Annotated in this window: 11 protein-coding genes and 2 pseudogenes; 4 read left to right on the forward strand and 9 right to left on the reverse strand. The window is 63.0% G+C overall.

Annotation, left to right across the window (positions count from 1 at the left end; all coding sequences use genetic code 11):
- Positions 1-20: 20 nt before the first annotated feature.
- Entirely contained in the window at positions 21-2,558 is a 2,538-nt protein-coding gene (locus tag M8Q45_RS08230) for a PAS domain-containing hybrid sensor histidine kinase/response regulator family protein (protein WP_249874263.1), read from the reverse strand.
- A gap of 133 nt (positions 2,559-2,691) precedes the next feature.
- On the opposite strand from M8Q45_RS08230, the gene M8Q45_RS08235 reads away from it, so the two are divergent.
- Positions 2,692-3,807 (forward strand): PilT/PilU family type 4a pilus ATPase, encoded by a 1,116-nt coding sequence (locus M8Q45_RS08235; protein ID WP_249877291.1) that lies wholly within the window; start codon positions 2,692-2,694, stop codon positions 3,805-3,807.
- A 133-nt stretch (positions 3,808-3,940) separates the two neighbouring features.
- Here M8Q45_RS08235 and M8Q45_RS08240 read toward each other — a convergent pair whose 3' ends face one another.
- The 4 genes from M8Q45_RS08240 to M8Q45_RS08255 form a co-directional block, all read right to left on the reverse strand.
- Complete coding sequence (locus M8Q45_RS08240) at positions 3,941-5,896, reverse strand: acetoacetate--CoA ligase (RefSeq protein ID WP_249874264.1); 1,956 nt, start codon at positions 5,894-5,896, stop codon at positions 3,941-3,943.
- 180 nt (positions 5,897-6,076) lie between these two features.
- Positions 6,077-6,853 (reverse strand): 3-hydroxybutyrate dehydrogenase, encoded by a 777-nt coding sequence (gene hbdH / locus M8Q45_RS08245; RefSeq protein WP_249874265.1) that lies wholly within the window; start codon positions 6,851-6,853, stop codon positions 6,077-6,079.
- Positions 6,854-6,861: 8 nt separating this feature from the next.
- Positions 6,862-8,253: a GntP family permease gene (locus M8Q45_RS08250; protein WP_030141405.1), complete on the reverse strand. Its 1,392-nt coding sequence runs from the start codon at positions 8,251-8,253 to the stop codon at positions 6,862-6,864.
- Positions 8,254-8,555: 302 nt separating this feature from the next.
- Positions 8,556-9,971 (reverse strand): sigma-54 interaction domain-containing protein, encoded by a 1,416-nt coding sequence (locus M8Q45_RS08255; RefSeq protein ID WP_249874266.1) that lies wholly within the window; start codon positions 9,969-9,971, stop codon positions 8,556-8,558.
- A gap of 165 nt (positions 9,972-10,136) precedes the next feature.
- Here M8Q45_RS08255 and M8Q45_RS08260 point away from each other — a divergent pair, with 165 nt between their 5' ends.
- The 3 genes and pseudogenes from M8Q45_RS08260 to M8Q45_RS28580 all read left to right on the forward strand — a co-directional run.
- Positions 10,137-10,352 carry a TIGR02450 family Trp-rich protein gene (locus M8Q45_RS08260; protein ID WP_249874267.1) on the forward strand — a complete coding sequence of 72 codons (216 nt, stop codon included), beginning with the start codon at positions 10,137-10,139 and terminating at the stop codon, positions 10,350-10,352.
- A 112-nt stretch (positions 10,353-10,464) separates the two neighbouring features.
- Positions 10,465-11,244, forward strand: a pseudogene (locus M8Q45_RS28575) (PAS domain-containing protein); the annotation flags it as partial.
- A gap of 105 nt (positions 11,245-11,349) precedes the next feature.
- A pseudogene (locus tag M8Q45_RS28580) lies at positions 11,350-11,799 on the forward strand (methyl-accepting chemotaxis protein); the annotation flags it as partial.
- A 5-nt stretch (positions 11,800-11,804) separates the two neighbouring features.
- On the opposite strand, the gene M8Q45_RS08270 reads toward M8Q45_RS28580, so the two are convergent.
- Genes M8Q45_RS08270 through M8Q45_RS08285 form a run of 4 tightly spaced genes read right to left on the reverse strand, consistent with a single transcriptional unit; the run spans position 11,805 to position 17,373 of the window.
- Positions 11,805-13,385 carry an ABC transporter ATP-binding protein gene (locus tag M8Q45_RS08270; RefSeq protein WP_249874269.1) on the reverse strand — a complete coding sequence of 527 codons (1,581 nt, stop codon included), beginning with the start codon at positions 13,383-13,385 and terminating at the stop codon, positions 11,805-11,807.
- 39 nt (positions 13,386-13,424) lie between these two features.
- A complete protein-coding gene (locus tag M8Q45_RS08275; protein WP_249874270.1) occupies positions 13,425-14,447 on the reverse strand; it encodes an ABC transporter permease in 1,023 nt (340 codons plus the stop codon).
- Entirely contained in the window at positions 14,447-15,505 is a 1,059-nt protein-coding gene (locus tag M8Q45_RS08280) for a microcin C ABC transporter permease YejB (RefSeq protein WP_181286214.1), read from the reverse strand. The genes M8Q45_RS08275 and M8Q45_RS08280 overlap by 1 nt, the downstream gene beginning before the upstream one ends.
- Complete coding sequence (locus M8Q45_RS08285) at positions 15,505-17,373, reverse strand: extracellular solute-binding protein (protein WP_249877292.1); 1,869 nt, start codon at positions 17,371-17,373, stop codon at positions 15,505-15,507. Before M8Q45_RS08285 ends, M8Q45_RS08280 begins: the two co-directional genes overlap by 1 nt.
- Between the last annotated feature and the right edge of the window lie 66 nt (positions 17,374-17,439).

Genomic DNA, 17,439 nt, shown 5'->3' on the forward strand with positions numbered 1-17,439 from the left:
GGCGGCGATTATGCCTCAAGTCAGTGGTCATGGTTGATCATCGTCCGAATCTTGTTCGCCAGCAGGTCAAGGGTGAACGGCTTGGCGACCATGTCCATGCCCTGGTCCAGGAAGCCTTGGCGCTCGGTGGCTTTCTGCGCGTAACCGGTCATGAACAGCACTTTCAGATCGGGCCGGTGCTGACGGGCAATCTCCGCCAGTTGGCGGCCGTTCATGCCCGGCAGGCCGACGTCGGTCACCAGCAAGTCGATGCGTTGCCCGGACTCCAGCAATACCAGGGCCCGCTTGGCGTCCTCGGCTTCGAGAGCGGTGTAACCCAGGGTGGCGAGCAGATCCAGCACCAGCATGCGCACCGCCGGTTCGTCCTCCACCAGCAACACGGTTTCTCCGGCGATGGCCGCCGGTGCGTCGGTGACTGACGGTTCTGTAGGCTGCTCCGCCGGCGTGACATGCAAGCGCGGCAGGTACAACTGCACCCGGGTGCCTTGGCCCGGCACGCTGTCCAGGCTCAGGTGACCGCCGGACTGCTGGGCAAAGCCATAAATCATCGACAGCCCGAGACCGGTGCCCTGGCCGATGGGCTTGGTGGTGAAAAACGGGTCGAAGGCTTTTGCCAGCACGGCGGGGGTCATGCCGCTGCCGTTGTCGCGCACGGCGATCATCACGTAGTCGCCGGCCTTTACCGGCTCCAGCGTGCTGATATCGCTGCCGTCGAGGTAGACGTTGGCGGTTTCGATGGTCAGCTCGCCGCCATCGGGCATGGCGTCCCGGGCATTGATGACCAGGTTGAGCAGGGCGTTTTCCAACTGGCTGGCGTCGGTGCTCACGGGCCATAGCTCGCCGGCCAATTGCAGCCGCAGCACGATGTGATCGCCGGTGGTGCGGCTCAGCAGGTCTTCGAGCGAGTGCACCAGCGTGTTGGCGTCCAACGGCTTGCGGTCCAGCGACTGGCGTCGGGAGAAGGCCAGCAGGCGATGGGTGAGGGCGGCGGCGCGGTTGGCCGAGGAAATCGCCGCTTCGGTAAAACGACCGATCTCGGCGGCACGACCGGCGGCGATGTAGCGTTGCATCAGGTCGAGGCTGCCGAGAATGCCGGTGAGCATGTTGTTGAAGTCATGGGCGATACCGCCGGTGAGCTGGCCCACCGCTTCCATTTTCTGCGCATGGCGCAGCGCCTCTTCGGCGCGTTCGCGTTCGAACATTTCGCTTTGCAGGCGATGGTTGGCTTCGGCGAGTTGCTGGGTGCGGGCGATCACCCGTTCTTCCAGCGTTTCGTTGAGGTTGCGCAGGGCTTCCTCGGTTTTCTTGCGCTCGGTCTCGTCGATTACAAAGATGTAGAAGCCATTCACCGAGCCGTCACCGCCCCGGCGCGGCAGGTAGTTGATCAGCGCATGACGCGGCCGCCCGTCGCGGTGGGCCGACTCAGCGGTGAAGCTGCAAGGCTTGCCTGCCAGGGCGTCGGCGATCTGTACGGCGCGGGCGGCGTAGGCTTCCTCGCCGATGACTTCGCGAACGGTCTTGCCGTAAAGCTCCTGCGGGGTCAGGCCATACCAGTTCAGGTAGGCACTGTTGTTCAGCCGGAAACGCTCTTCGCGGTCGACGTAGCTGATGAGTATCGGCATCGCGTTGATGATCAGTTGCAGCTCGGTCTGGCTCTGGCGCAGCGCATGTTCGGTGCGCTTGCGCTCGGTCAGGTCCAGCGCCGCGCCGAGAAAGCGCTTGGGCCGGCCATGGCGATCCTTGTAGCAGCGCCCGCGCACGAATACCCAGCGCAACTCGCCGTTGGGCTGCAGCAGGCGATACTCCTCGGCGTATTCGGTGCCATGGGTGATGCAGTGCTTGATGCTGCGCGCGACCATCGCCCGGTCTTCCGGATGCACGCCTTCAAGGTAGGCGCTGATGGGCAACTGGCGCGACAGGTTCGGGTCGACGCCATGGAGCAGGGCGAAATGTGCGTCGGCGATGAAGCGGTCTTCGCTGATGTCCCAATCCCAAGTGCCCAGCGCATCGGTGGCCGCCAAGGCCAGTTGCAGGCGTTCTTCGCTTTCCTGCTGGGCCTTGAGGCTGGCTTCGGAGCGGCGTTCGAATTCCTGGGCCAGGCGTCGCCGTTCGCTGGTCTCGATGGCGGTGACCAGGATGCCGGCCACGCTGCCGCGTTCGTCGTGCACCGGGCTGTAGGTCAGGTCCAGCCAGACATCACAGAGGCGGCCGCCAAACGGCATGCGCCAGCGCTGGTCGCGGCAGGTGCGCATGCGGCCTTGCAACACGTCGTGATAAATCCCTTCGGTTTCGCCCCGTAGCTCCGGCCAGGCCGTGTGGGTGGGCTGGCCGAACGCCCTGGGGTGCTTGTCGCCGACCAGGCGGGCGTAGGCGTCGTTGTACAGATGGGTCAGCTGCGGCCCCCACAGCACCGCCATCGGCATGGGCGAATGGAGCACGATGTCCACGGCGGTGCGCAGGCTATGGGGCCAGGTTTCGCTGGCGCCCAGCGGGCTGGTGGTCCAGTCCAGGCGGGCGATCAACTGCTGTGTGTCGCTGCTGGCGGGTATTGCGTTCATCACGGGAGTCCCTGGATGTCATGTCGATGCTGCGGCTTCTACTATCCTCTGAAGAAGTTAAGCGCGGGTTGATCTGAAGTTTTTCTGGCTCGGGTCAGCGTGTCCATTGAAGTTCGCGGATGTTTTTATGGCCATGGAAATTGATCCTTTGTTACGAATCCTGGCAAGCCAGGACGGCTCCGACCTCTACATGTCCACCGGCGCGCCGCCCTGCGCGCGTTTCGAAGGTGTGCTCAAGCCATTGAGCAACCAGGCGTTCAAGGTCGGCGACATCGCCGGGCTTGCCGAGTCATTGATGGACGCCGAACAGCGCCTTGAGTTCGATCGGGAACTGGAAATGAACCTGGCGATTTCCCTGGCCGGCGTTGGACGGTTCCGCGTCAACATCTTCAAGCAGCGCAATGACGTGTCCATGGTCATACGCAACGTCAAGCTGGACATCCCGCGCTTCGAAGACCTGAAACTGCCCAAGGTGCTGCTTGAGACCATCATGCACAAGCAAGGACTGATGCTCTTCGTCGGCGCCACGGGATCGGGCAAGTCGACGTCACTGGCGGCGCTGATCGATTACCGCAACCGCAACAGCAGCGGCCACATCATCACCATCGAGGACCCGGTGGAATATATTCACCGGCACAAGAAATCCATCGTCAACCAGCGGGAAGTGGGCGTGGATACCCGCAGCTTCCACGCCGCCCTCAAGAACACCTTGCGCCAGGCGCCGGATGTGGTGCTGATCGGCGAAATTCGCGACCGCGAAACCATGGAACACGCCCTGGCCTTCGCTGACACCGGCCATCTGGTGATCTCCACCTTGCATGCCCACAACGCCAACCAGGCCCTGGACCGGGTGATCAATTTTTTTCCGGAGGAACGCCGGGCGCAACTGCTTCACGACTTGGGCAATAACCTCAAGGCCTTCGTCTCCCAGCGCCTGGTACGCACCATCACCGGCCAGCGGCGGGCGGCGGTGGAAGTCATGCTCGGCTCGCCCACGGTGGCCGACCTGATCCGGCGCAACGAGCTGGGCGAGCTCAAGGGCATCATGGAGAAATCCGAAGAACTGGGGATGCAGACGTTCGACCAGGCGTTGTTCAACCTGGTGGTGGAAGGGGCGATCGATGAAGAAGAGGCGTTGAAAAACGCCGATTCGGCGAACAACTTGCGCTTGCGGCTCAAGCTCCATGCCGAGTCCGGCGCGGCGCCACCGGCTGACCCGTCGGCGGGGGAGTGGGGGCTTATGGATTGATCGGTTCGTAGTGCAACCGCGTTATCGTTCATCGCGAGCAAGCTCGCTCCCACAAGGGATTTGGGTGCAAACAATCCGCTGTGGGAGCGAGCTTGCTCGCGATGAGGCCCTCAAGCCCAGCAAAACATTCAGATCAGCTCGCCAGCTCCACCCGCCCACGAAACTCCTCCAACGCCTCGGGATTGGCCAGCGCATCGGTGTTTTTCACCGCCTCGCCATGCACCACGTTGCGTACCGCCAGTTCCACCACCTTGCCGCTGATGGTCCGAGGAATATCGCTGACCGCGAGGATCTTCGCCGGTACATGACGCGGTGTGGTGTTGGCGCGGATGGCCTGGCGAATCTTCTGCTCCAGTTCGTCATCCAGCGCCACGCCTTCGCGCAGGCGCACGAACAGCACCACCCGCACATCCCCTTGCCATTGCTGGCCGATGGCGACGCTGTCGAGGACCTCTTCGACTTTTTCCACCTGCCGATAGATTTCCGCCGTACCGATGCGCACGCCACCGGGGTTGAGCACAGCGTCGGAGCGTCCGTGGATCAGCAGGCCGCCGTGGGGCAGTTCTTCGGCGTAATCCCCCTGGGCCCAGACGCCGGGGAACTGGCTGAAATAAGAGGCGCGAAGCTTTTCCTGGTGGGGATCGTTCCACAGCCCGATGGGCATCGCCGGGAAATGCCGGGTGCAGACCAGTTCGCCTTTTTCTCCCACCACCGCCTCGCCGGCTTCGTTCCAGACCTGCACCGCCATGCCCAGGCTCTTGCCCTGCATTTCGCCCCGGCGCACGAGGGCCAGCGGATTGCCGTTGACGAAGCACGACACGATGTCGGTGCCGCCGGACATCGAGGCCAGGCACACGTCGGCCTTGAAGTCGCGGTAGACATAATCGTAACTGTGGGGTGCCAGGGCCGAGCCGGTCGACAGGACCGTCCGGAGGCTGCGCAGGTCGTGGGTCTGGCGTGGCTTGATGCCTTGGCTTTCCAGGGCTGCGAGGTATTTTGGGCTGGTGCCGAAGACGCTGACGCGTTGTCGGTCGATCAGGTCGAGCAGGCGTTCCGGGCCGGGGTGGAACGGCGAGCCGTCATACAGCACCACCGCGCTGCCCACGGCCAGCGCCGACACCAGCCAGTTCCACATCATCCAACCGCAGGTGGTGTAGTAGAACAACCGGTCTTCCGGACCCAGGTCCACGTGCAAGCCGTGTTCCTTGGCATGTTGCAGCAGCACGCCACCGGTGCCGTGGACGATGCACTTCGGCACGCCGGTGGTGCCGCTGGAGTACAGGATGTACAGCGGGTGATCGAACGGCACGGGGATGAACACCGGCTCGCCGCCGCGTTGGTAGAAACCGTCCCACAGCGCCACGCGGGCCGGGGTCTTGAAGTCTTCGACGCGGGCATCGGGCTGGGCGTAGGGCAGCACGATCAGCTGTTGCAGCGACGGTAGCCGTTCGAGGATCTCGTTGACCTTGGGCCGCTGGTCGATGGTTTTGCCGGCATAGCGATAACCGGCGCAGGTGATCAGCACCTTGGGTTCGATCTGGCCGAACCGGTCGATCACGCCCTGGGTGCCGAAGTCCGGTGACGAGCACGACCAGATGGCGCCCAGGCTGGTGGTGGCGAGCATGCCCACCAACGTCTGCCAGGTGTTGGGCATGCAGGCGGCGACCCGATCGCCCTGGGTCACGCCAGCGGCTTGCAGGCTCTGTTGCAGGCCGGCGACATGGGCGGCGAGATCGGCCCAGGTCAGTTGTTCTTCGTCGCCGTTTTCACTGACGGCTACCACCGCCACGGCACTGTCGCGGCGGCGCAGCAGGTGTTCGGCAAAATTCAGCGTCGCCTCGGGAAACCAGCGGGCGCTGGGCATTTGCGGACCTTCTTCGAGCACCGCGCGGGGTGCTTGCTGGAAGCGAATCTCGAAGAAGTCGACGATGGCCTGCCAGAAGGCTTCGCGCTGGTCGATGCTCCAGGCATGCAGGGCTGGGTAGTCGTTGAGTTGCAGCAAGTGCCGTTCATTGACGAACCGGCGAAAGGCGTCCATTCGCGACTGGGCGATGCGTTCGGGGCTGGGTTGCCAGAGGATGTCGGACATGGTTTGCCTCTTGTTTTTGGGGCTTACAAATAGTTCAGCACAAGGCGCAGGATGTGGCGAGGAGCGCTTGCGTGGCGAGGGAGCTTGCTCCCGCTCAGCTGCGTAGCAGACGCAATCTGGGCCTGCTGCGCAGACCAGCGGGAGCAAGCTCCCTCGCCACAAAAGCTCGGGGTCGCGGCGTTATTGAGCCAACCACCCCCCGTCGATATTCCACGCCGCGCCGCGCACCTGGCTCCCGGCTTCGCTGCAGAGGAACAGCACCAGTTCACCCAGTTGCGGCGGGGTGACGAACGCCAGGGACGGTTGCTTCTCGGCCAGCAAATCATGCTGGGCCTGTTGCGGGTCCACACCCGTGGCGATGCGGTCGTCGATCTGCTTCTGCACCAGCGGCGTCAGCACCCAGCCCGGGCAGATCGCGTTGCAGGTCACGTTGCTGGTGGCGGTTTCCAGGCCGACCACCTTGGTCAGGCCGATCACCCCATGCTTGGCCGCGACATACGCCGCCTTGCCCACCGAACCGACCTGGCCGTGCACCGAGGCGATGTTGACGATCCGTCCCCAACCCTTGGCGCGCATGCCCGGCAGGCTCAGGCGGGTGGCGTGGAACACCGAGGACAGGTTGATGGCGATGATCGAATCCCAGCGCTCCACCGGAAAATCCTCCACGGCGGCCACATGCTGGATGCCGGCGTTGTTCACCAAAATGTCGACGCCGCCGAATTCGCGCTCGGCGTAGGCGAGCATGTCGGCGATCTGCGCCGGGTCGCTGACGTCGGCCGGATGATGGCCAACCTTGACGCCATGTTGCGCGACGTCGGCGACTACCGCCGACGCATCGCCAAAGCCGTTAAGGATCAGGTTGGCGCCGGCCTTGGCCAGGCCCAGGGCGATGCCCAGGCCGATGCCGCTGGTGGAGCCGGTGACCAGGGCGGTCTTGCCCGAAAGCGTGGTTGTCATAGGGAACCTCACACAATGCCAGTGGCGTAGAACACACCGATCACGAAGAACACCGCGAGGGTCTTGATCAGCGTAATGCAGAAAATGTCTTTGTAGGCTTCGCGGTGGGTCAGGCCGGTCACCGCCAGCAAGGTGATCACCGCGCCGTTGTGGGGCAGGGTGTCCATGCCGCCGCTGGCCATGGCGGCCACCCGGTGTAGCACTTCCAACGGGATGTTGGCGGCATTGGCAGCGTTGATGAAGGTTTGCGACATCGCCGCCAAGGCGATGCTCATGCCACCCGACGCGGAGCCGGTAATGCCCGCCAGCAGCGTCACGGTCACGGCTTCGTTGACCAGCGGATTAGGGATGCTCTTGAGCCAGTCGGCCAGCACCAGGAAGCCCGGCAAGGAGGCGATCACCGCACCGAAACCGTATTCCGAGGCGGTGTTCATCGCCGCGAGCAACGCACCGCCCACCGCGCTCTTGCTGCCTTCGGCCAGTTTGCTGCGAATGGCCCGGAAACCGAACAGCAGCACCATGACGATGCCCACCAGCAAGGCCGCTTGCACGGCCCAGATCGCGGTGAGCTTGGCGACGTCGCTGGTCACCGGTGCCGCCATGCCCGGCAATGCCAGGCTGTGGGTCTTGCCGTACCACTGGGGAATCCACTGGGTGAATAGCAGGTTCATGATCCCCACCGCCAGCAGCGGCGAGACGGCGATCCAGGGATTGGGCAGCTTGATGTCTTCGGCGGTCTCCGGCTCGTTGCGCAGCTCGGTGCCGTAGCCTTCGCCCAGGCGCAGGGCCTTGTTGCGCTGGCGCTGCAGGAACAGCATGCCAATGCTGAACACGAACAGCGTACCGATCACCCCCAGCCACGGTGCCGCCCAGGCGGTGGTGTTGAAGAAGGTGCTCGGGATGATGTTCTGGATCTGCGGCGTGCCGGGCAAAGCGTCCATGGTGAACGAGAAGGCGCCGAGGGCGATGGTGGCCGGGATCAGCCGCTTGGGGATATTGCTCTGGCGGAACATCTCGGCCGCGAACGGGTACACCGCGAACACCACGACGAACAGCGACACGCCGCCATAAGTGAGCAGCGCGCAGACGAGCACAATCACCAACATGGCCTGGCGCGTGCCCAGCAGGCGAATCGCCGCCGCGACGATGGAGCGGGAGAAACCCGAGAGCTCGATCAGCTTGCCGAACACCGCGCCGAGCAGGAACACCGGGAAATAGAGTTTGATGAAGCCGACCATCTTGTCCATGAACACCCCGGTGAACGCGGGGGCGACGGCGGACGGATCGGTGAGCAGGACGGCGCCGAGGGCGGCGATGGGGGCGAAGAGGATAACGCTGTAGCCACGGTAGGCGGCAACCATCAGCAGCGTGAGGGCTGCCAAGGCAATGATCACACTCATGGTGTGTCTCCTGGATTGTTATTTTTGTGGGTGATGCGGTGGGGAGGGCTATAGCGAGTTTTGTGCCAGGCGGGTAACTTATTGAAATATAAGGGATTTAATTTGGGTGGTGAGGAGGGTTTGAGAATTTTGTCTCTGTTTCGAGATTTTTTGTTGGGTTTGCTGGCCTCATCGCGAGCAAGCTCGCTCCCACAGATGATCTCGGTATCAGGAAGAATGCCGATTCCTGTGGGAGCGAGCTTGCTCGCGATGAGCGCAAAGCGCTCCAAATTAGATGTCTATTTATAGAGAATCTGGTCTCTTTATTGAGACTCCGCTATACCCAACGCCACCATCTTTTTGTACAACGTCGACCGCCCCAGCCCCAACCGCTCGGCCGCCTCGATCACCTTGCCCCCGCATTGCGCGAGGGTGGTCTCGATCAGATGCCGATCGAATCGGGCCCGGGCCTGGCTGAAGGTTTCCTGGGGCAACGGCTCCAGGCTGGGGATCGTCGCGCGCACGACCGGAGTGAAAGTCCCAATGGCCGCGCGAATGTCGGCGGCAGTGAGCAGCAGGTCGTCACTGAGCAGCGCCGCGCGTTCCAGCACGTTGCGCAATTCCCGGATGTTGCCCGGCCAGGCATGCTGGCCCAGCAGGTCGAGGGCGTCGCGGTGCAGTTCGTGTTGGCTGCGCAATTCTTCGAGGATCGCCTCGCTCAGGGCAGGCAGGTCATCCAGGCGTTCGCGCAGCGGCGGGACCTGGATCGGCAATACGTTGAGGCGGTAATACAGGTCCGCGCGGAATTCGCCGCGCTTGATCGCGGCTTCCAGGTCGGTGGATGTCGCGGCGATCACCCGGACGTCGCTTTGCAGCACTTCGTTGGAGCCGACCGGTTCGTATTCTTTTTCCTGGAGCACGCGCAGCAGCTTGCTTTGCAAGGGCAGCGGCATGTCACCAATCTCGTCGAGGAACAGCGTCCCGCCCTGGGCGATTTGCAGTTTGCCAGCACGGCCCTTGCGATCGGCACCGGTGAAAGCGCCGGGCGCCGTGCCGAAGAATTCGGCCTCCAGCAGCGATTCCGGTATCGCGGCGCTATTGATGCTGACAAAGGCCTTGTGCGCACGCGGCGAGGCACTGTGGATCGCCTGGGCCAGCAATTCCTTGCCGGTGCCGGTTTCACCGAGCAGCAGCACCGGCGAATCGGTGCTGGCGCTGCGTCGGGCGCGGCGCTTGACCTCAAGGCCCGCGCTGCTGGTGCCAATGAAATGAGCAAAGTTGTACTTGGTCTGCCGCGCCCGCAGCAACGAGCGGGTGGAGGCCAGTTCTTCCTGCATGCTCAGGTAGCGCTTGAGCATCGGTGACAGGCTGCGCAGTTCGTCGAACAGGGCAAAGCCGATGGCGCCGATCACCGCTCCGGCGTTGTCATGGATCGGCAGGCGCATCACCACCAGCGGTTCCTTGGGCGTGTCCTGCATGTCCAGCAGGATCGGCCGCCCGGTGCGCACCACTTCGCGCAGCAGACTGCCTGGGATGACGCTTTCGCACGCCCGGCCGATGGCTTCCTGCGCCGAATTCAGGCCGAAGCGACGGGCATAGCGTTCGTTCATCCAGACGATATTGGCGTCACGGTCTACGATCACCGTGCCTTCGCTGGACTGCTCGATGATCTCGAATAACGAGCGGATCGCCAGCGTGCGCACGCGCTTGTAATCCTTGAGGCTTTCGGTGGGATTCATCGGCCATTTCCAGGGAGGGCGGGCTTGCGGTAGGAAGCCGGTCGTTTGGCGGCATTATGCCGAGGCACGGACTGGGTTTAACACTCCCTTCTGAATCGTCGTGGTGAGGTGATCGATAAACTTGTACAGTTGAGCAACTCTGTACATAAAAATTGCGAACGGACCATGAACAAATTCAACCCTCGAAAGCTCAAGCTTTCCAAGTGGACGGCGTGCGAGCCGGTCAATCGGGAAAAGCATTTTCTCGTCATCCAGTTGCTTTGCGACGAACAGGGAGCACCGAGCCAAGTCGAGTTGCAAGCCGTTCACAGCGCACGTAGCGAGATTGTGGACTGGCAGGCGCTGCGGGACAGCAGGCGTTGGAAGATGGGCTGGAGCTGATCGAACTGCGCGAAAAGAAAAATTCTTTAACTTGTACAGAAATATAAAACTGTACAAGTTTTGTTGAGTGATGGCTTAATGCTGCCCAGTCAACGTCTCGGGGAGCGGTACCATGTTCATTCGCACTCGCAAGCATCAGGACGCTTTGCAACACATCCAGGCCAGGCAGGCGATTCTTGAAGCGGAGCGGGTGGCGCTCCATGACGCCATGGCGATGGTCGAGTTCAGCGCAACGGGCGAGGTGCTTGGCGCCAGTGCGCTTTTTCTGAAGATGACCGGTTATTCTCTCGACGAGATCGTGGGCCAGCATCATTCCATGTTCTACGAACCTGCCTACGCCCGCAGCCAGGAAAACGCAGCGTTGTGGCAGCAGCTGGGGCGTGGCGAAAGCGCCGAGGCGCAGTTTCTGCACCGGCGGCGCGAGGGCGATGGGATCTGGGTGGAGGCCAGCTATGTAGCGGTGCGCGGTCAGGGCTCAGGCATGCAAAGCGTTATCCAGATAGTGCGCGACCGCCATGAGCGCGTGCTGCGCGCCCAGGCCGAGTCCAGTGTCATGCAGGCGATCGACCGTTCCATGGCGGTCATCGAGTTCGACCTGAGCGGTACCGTAGTGCGGGCCAACGAAAATTTCCTCAAGGTCATGGGGTATCGACGCGAAGATGTGCTCGGCCAGCACCACCGCCTGTTCTGCAAGCCCAACGACGTGCAGGACGAAGCCTATCGCGGCTTTTGGGCCGCGCTGAACCGTGGCCAATACATGAGCGGGCTGTTCCAGCGCGTCGACAAACGAGGCGCGACGGTCTGGCTGCAAGCCACGTACAACCCGCTCTACGACGCCAATGGCCGCTTGTATGGCGTGGTCAAGTTCGCCACCGACAGCACTCGCGAGGTCGAGCAGCGCCAGACTGAATCAAAAGCGGCGCGACTGGCCTTCGAAACATCGCGAAAAACCGATGAGCACACGCAAATGGGGACCTCGGTTGTCCAGCAAACCGTGACGGTGGTGCAAAGCATTGCCGATGAATTGCAGCAGGTCGCCCTGGGCATTGGCGCCTTGAGTGCCCAGTCCGAAGAGATCGGCAGCATCGTCGATGCCATCCGGGGAATCGCGGAGCAGACCAACCTGCTGGCGCTCAATGCCGCCATCGAAGCAGCCCGGGCCGGGGAGCAGGGGCGTGGTTTCGCGGTGGTCGCCGACGAAGTGCGCAACCTGGCCCGACGTACCAGCCAGGCCACCGTCGCCATTTCCGACGTGGTCGGCAAGAACCGCGAACTGGCCAGGCAGGCGGTGACCAGCATGCAATCCAGTACGCTCAAGGCAGAGCAAGGCGTGAAGCTGGCGAACCAGGCGGGCACGGTGATCCTGGACATTCATCGCGGCGCGCAGCAGGTGGTCGAGGTGATTGGCGAGTTTGCCCACGCCATGGATCAGCGAGGCGATGCCTGATCGCGTCAGGCTGACCCCGGATGCGCCGCCGCCAACAACTCCCTGGTATACGGATGCTGGGGTGAGTCGAACACCTCATGGCTGGCGCCTTGCTCGACCACCTTGCCGTCCTTGATCACGAGCATGTCGTGGGCCAGGGCGCGCACCACCGCCAGGTCGTGGCTGATGAACAGGTAGGTCAGGCCGTGCTTTTGCTGAAGGTCGCGGAGCAGGGCGACCACTTGTTTCTGTACGGTGCGGTCGAGGGCTGAGGTCGGTTCGTCCAGCAGGATCAACGCTGGCTTGAGCACCAGCGCCCGGGCGATGGCGATGCGCTGGCGCTGGCCGCCGGAAAATTCGTGGGGATAGCGATGCCGGCTCTGGGGATCGAGGCCGACTTCCTTGAGCGCCTGGATCACCCGGGCTTCGCATTGTGCGGCACTGGAGGGGCTGTGGACTTCCAGGCCTTCGCTGATGATCTGCTGCACCGACATGCGTGGGCTGAGGCTGCCGAACGGGTCCTGGAAAACGATTTGCATCTGCTTGCGCCAGGGCCGCAGTTCTTTGTGCGACAGATGATCCAGCGCATGGCCCTGGAAACGGATGCTGCCTTCGGATTCGATCAGCCGCAGGATCGCCTGGCCGAGCGTGGATTTGCCGGAGCCGGACTCGCCGACGATACCCAGGGTCTTGCCGCGCTGGATGCTCAGGCTGATGCCGTCCACGGCGCGCAGATATTCTTTGCGTCGGAACAACCCACCGCCGAGCGGGAAGCTGACCCGCAGGTCCTCGACTTGCAGGACTTCTTCGCGTTCATCCCGGGGCAGGGCTTCGCCTTCCGGTTCGGCGTGCAGCAACTCGCAGCTATAGGGGTGTTTCGGTGCGCTGAACAGCGTCTCGCACGGCGCCTGCTCGACGATTTCCCCAGCCTTCATCACGCACACCCGTTGGGCGATGCTGCGCACCAGGTTGAGATCGTGGCTGATCAGCAGCAGGGACATGCCAAGGCGCTGTTGCAATGACTTGAGCAGCAGCAGGATCTTGCGCTGCACCGTCACGTCCAGGGCGGTGGTCGGTTCGTCGGCAATCAACAGTTCCGGTTCGCAGGCCAGGGCCATGGCGATCATCACGCGTTGGCGCTGGCCGCCGGAAAGTTGATGCGGATAAGCCTTGAGTCGTTCGGCGGGTTTCTGGATGCCGACCAGGGCCAGCAGCTCCAGGATGCGCTGGCGCGCGGCCTTGCCGCCCAGGCCGCGATGCAGCATCAAGGTTTCGCCGATCTGCTTTTCGACGCTGTGCAGCGGGTTCAGCGAAGTCATCGGCTCCTGGAAGATCATGGCGATCCGGTTGCCGCGCAGTTCGCGCAGGGTCTTGGCCTCGGCACCCACCATTTCTTCGCCGCGATAGCGAATGCTGCCGGTGGTGCGCGTGCCGGTTTCCGGCAACAGTTGCAGGATCGAATGCGCCGTGACCGACTTGCCGGAGCCCGACTCGCCCACCAGGGCCAGGCATTCGCCGGGGCGAATGTCCAGGCACAGGTTGCGCACCACCGCCTGGTCGTTGAAGGCCACGCTCAGGTCGCGAATTTCGATCAGGTTGTCGCTCATTTCAAGGTTCCGCTCATGATCGTGGGTCAAGACCGAGGGTCAAGACCGTGGGTCGAACGCGTCTCGCAACGCTTCACCGATAAACACCAATAGAGAAAGAATCAGCGCCAAGGTGAAAAACGCCGTCAGCCCCAGCCACGGCGCTTGCAGGTTCTGCTTGCCCTGGGCGATCAGCTCACCCAGGGATGCGCTGCCGGCCGGCATGCCGAAACCGAGGAAATCCAGGGCCGTCAGGGTGGAAATCGCCCCGGTGAGGATGAACGGCAGGTAGCTCAGGGTGGCGTTCATCGCGTTGGGCAGGATGTGCCGCACGATGACTTTGCGGTCGGTCAGGCCCAGGGCCCTCGCGGCCTTGACGTATTCGAGGTTACGCCCGCGCAGGAACTCGGCACGTACCACATCCACCAGGGCGAGCCAGGAAAACAGCGCCATGATCCCCAGCAGCCACCAGAAATTCGGCTCGACGAAACCGGACAGGATGATCAACAGGTAGAGCACCGGCAGCCCCGACCAGACTTCCAGCAGACGTTGCCCGAGCAGATCCACCCAGCCGCCGTAGTACCCCTGCAAGGCCCCGGTGGCGATGCCGATCAACGCGCTGATGGCGGTCAAGGCCAGGGCGAACAGAATCGACACCCGCGCGCCGAAGATGACCCGCGCCATGACGTCCCGCGCCTGGTCGTCGGTGCCCAGCCAGTTGACGCTCGACGGCGGGCTTGGCGCCGGCTGATTGAGGTCATAGTTGGGCGTGTCATCGCTGAACGGGATGGGCGGGAACAGCAGCCAGCCACCACCCTTGTGAATCAGGTCCTGGACATAACTGCTGCGATAGTCGGCCTGGAACGGCAGTTGGCCGCCAAATTCCTGTTCGGTGTGGCGCTTGAATACCGGGAAGTACAGCGAGTCCTGGTAGCTCACCACCAGGGGTTTGTCGTTGGCGATCAGTTCACCGCCCAACGTCAGGACGAACAGGCCGATGAACAGCCACAGCGACCACCAGCCACGACGGTTCTTCTTGAAGCGCTCGAAACGGCGGCGGCCCAAGGGGGAAAGCTTGAACATCAGGCGTTCCTCGCGGCGAAGTCGATGCGCGGGTCCACCAGGGTGTAGCAGAGGTCGCCGATGAGTTTGATCAGCAGGCCGAACAACGTGAAGATGAACAGCGAGCCGAACACCACCGGATAGTCCCGGGACACGGCGGCTTCGTAGCTCATGCGGCCCAGGCCGTCGAGGGAGAAGATCACCTCGATCAGCAACGAGCCGGCGAAGAACACGCTGATGAATGCCTGGGGAATGCCCGACACCACCAGCAACATCGCGTTGCGGAACACGTGGCCGTACAGCACCCGGCGCTCGCTCATGCCCTTGGCCCGCGCGGTGACTACGTATTGGCGGGTGATTTCGTTGAGGAACGAGTTCTTGGTCAGGATCGTCAGGGTGGCGAAGCCGCCGATCACCAGCGACGTGACCGGCAGTACCAGGTGCCAGAAGTAATCGGCGACCTTGCCCAGGGTCGACAGGGATTCAAAATTGTCCGAGACCAGGCCGCGCACCGGGAACCAATTGAGCGAAGTGCCGCCGGCGAACACCACGATCAGGAACATCGCGAACAGGAACGCCGGCATGGCGTAGCCGATGATGATCGCGGTGCTGCTCCACACGTCGAAGGCCGAACCGTGGTGCACCGCTTTGCGAATGCCCAGGGGGATCGACACCAGGTAGGTGATCAGCGTCGCCCAGAGCCCGAGGGAAATCGTCACCGGCATTTTTTCCAGGATCAGGTCGGTGACCGTGGCACCCCGGAAAAAGCTCTTGCCGAAGTCCAGGCGGGCGTAGCTGGTGAGCATCAGCCACAGGCGCTCGTGGGCGGGCTTGTCGAAGCCGTACTGTTTCTCGATGTCCTTGATCAGTTGCGGGTCCAGCCCACGGCTGGCGCGGGAGCTGCCGGTCATGGCATTGCCCGAACTGCCGACGCTGGCGCCGCCGATGCCCTGCAGGTGAGCGATCGCCTGTTCCACCGGCCCGCCCGGCGCCGCCTGGACGATGACGAAGTTCACCAACAGGATAATCACCAGCGTGGGAATGATCAGCAGCAGGCGCCGCGCAATGTAAGCCCACATCAGTGATGCCCTCCAGGCGAGCCGCGCTTGATGCGTTCGGCCGTCATCTGCTCGTTGGTCAGCGGCGTGGTGCTGACTTCCCACCAGCTCTCGATGGCTTCGTCATTGCTCGCCTGGACTTTCGGTATGCCGAAGCGGTTCCACCACACGGTGGAGCTGCCGGGAGGGTAATAGTTGGGTATCCAGTAGTAATTCCATTGCAACACCCGGTCCAGCGCATGGGCATGGCGGAGCATGTCACTTTGGGTGGTGGCCTTGACCAGCCCGTCGATGAGAGCGTCCACGGCGGGATTCTGCAAGACCATGTAGTTGTTCGCGCCGGGGTCGGTGGCCGCCGCCGAGCCAAAGTAGTTGTAGAGCTCCGTGCCCGGCGAAGTGCTGACGGGATAGCCGGTGATGATCATGTCGTAGTCGCGGCTCATCAGGCGGTTGACGTACTGGGACGAGTCGATGCGCCGGATGTTCATGTCGATGCCGATCTGCGCCAGGGTCCGCTTATAGGGGAGCAGGAGGCGATCGATCCCGTTCTGGGTCACCAGGAAGGTGAAGCTCAGGGCCTCGCCGTCGGCATTGACCAGGCGATCGCCGTCAGGCTTCCAGCCGGCCTGTCCCAGCAGCGCCAGGGCTTGCAGTTGCTTGTCACGGATGATGCCGCTGCCGTCGGTTTTCGGCGCCTCGAAGACCTGGGTGAAGACCTCGTCGGGTACCTTGCCGCGCAACGGTTCCAGAATTGCCAGTTCGCCTGCATCGGGCAGTTGCCGGGCGGCGAGGTCGGTGTTGGAGAAATAGCTCTGTTGACGCACGTAGAGGTTGCGCATCATCTGGCGGTTGCTCCACTCGAAGTCCCAGAGCGTGGCCAGCGCCTGGCGTACGCGGCGGTCCTGGAACTGTGGTCGTTGCAGATTGAACACGAAGCCCTGGGCCGGCTGGGGTGCCTCGGTGGCGAGGTGGGCCTTCTGCAGGCGACCGTCGCGCAGGGCGGGGCTGTCGTAGCCAATGGAATAGCCGGTGGCGGAGAACTCACGGTTGTAATCGTATGCGCCGCCGCGCAGGACTTGCCGGGCCACGTCGGTGTCCCCGAAGTACTCGATGCTGAAGTGGTCGAAATTATAGAGGCCGCGGCTGACCGGCAGGTCCTTGCCCCACCAGTCGGCATTGCGTTCGAAGGTGATGCTGCGGCCCGAGTCGACCTTGCTCACCCGGTATGGGCCACTGCCCAGGGGCGGCTCGTAGCCGCCGCCGTTGGCGAAGTCGCGGGTTTTCCACCAGTGCTCGGGGAAAACCGGCAGGGTGGCGATGTCCAGGGGCAGGGTGCGGCTTTCGTTGTTCTTGAAGTCGAAGCGAACGGTGCGTTCCGACTCCGCCTCGACACCTTTGACGGCGGCGAATTGGGTGCGATAGCGCAGGCTGCCCTGGGTCATCAGCAGATTGAAGCTGTAGCGCACATCTTGCGCGGTGATGGGCTTGCCATCGGCAAAACGTGCCTTGGGATTGAGGTAGAAACGTATCGACAGGCCGTCCTCGGCGCGTTCCATTTTCTCGGCGACCAGGCCATAGACGGTGTAGGGCTCGTCCAGCGAGCGCTGGGCCAGCGGTGAATAGAGCATGCCATCGACCTGGCTGACGCCGATGCCTTTGTCGATATAGGGCAGCACATGGTCGAAATGGCCGATCTCCATGGCTGAGCGGCGCATCGTGCCACCCTTGGTGGCCTGGGGATTGGCATAGGCAAAGTGGCCGAAGCCTTCGGCGTACTTGGCCGGTTCGCCATAAACGGTCAGGGCATGTTGGGGGGTGGCATTCACCGTTGCGGCGCCTGTGAGCAGGAGCACGGCAGTGAACAGCCAGGAGGGAAACGCCAATCGCATTGTCAGCCTTAACGCCGGGTGATTGATGACCACGATTTGTACGCGAGCGACGTGCCGATCGCCAGC

This window comes from Pseudomonas sp. T1.Ur, assembly GCF_023516725.1.
GTDB classification, from domain to species: Bacteria; Pseudomonadota; Gammaproteobacteria; order Pseudomonadales; family Pseudomonadaceae; genus Aquipseudomonas; species Aquipseudomonas alvandae.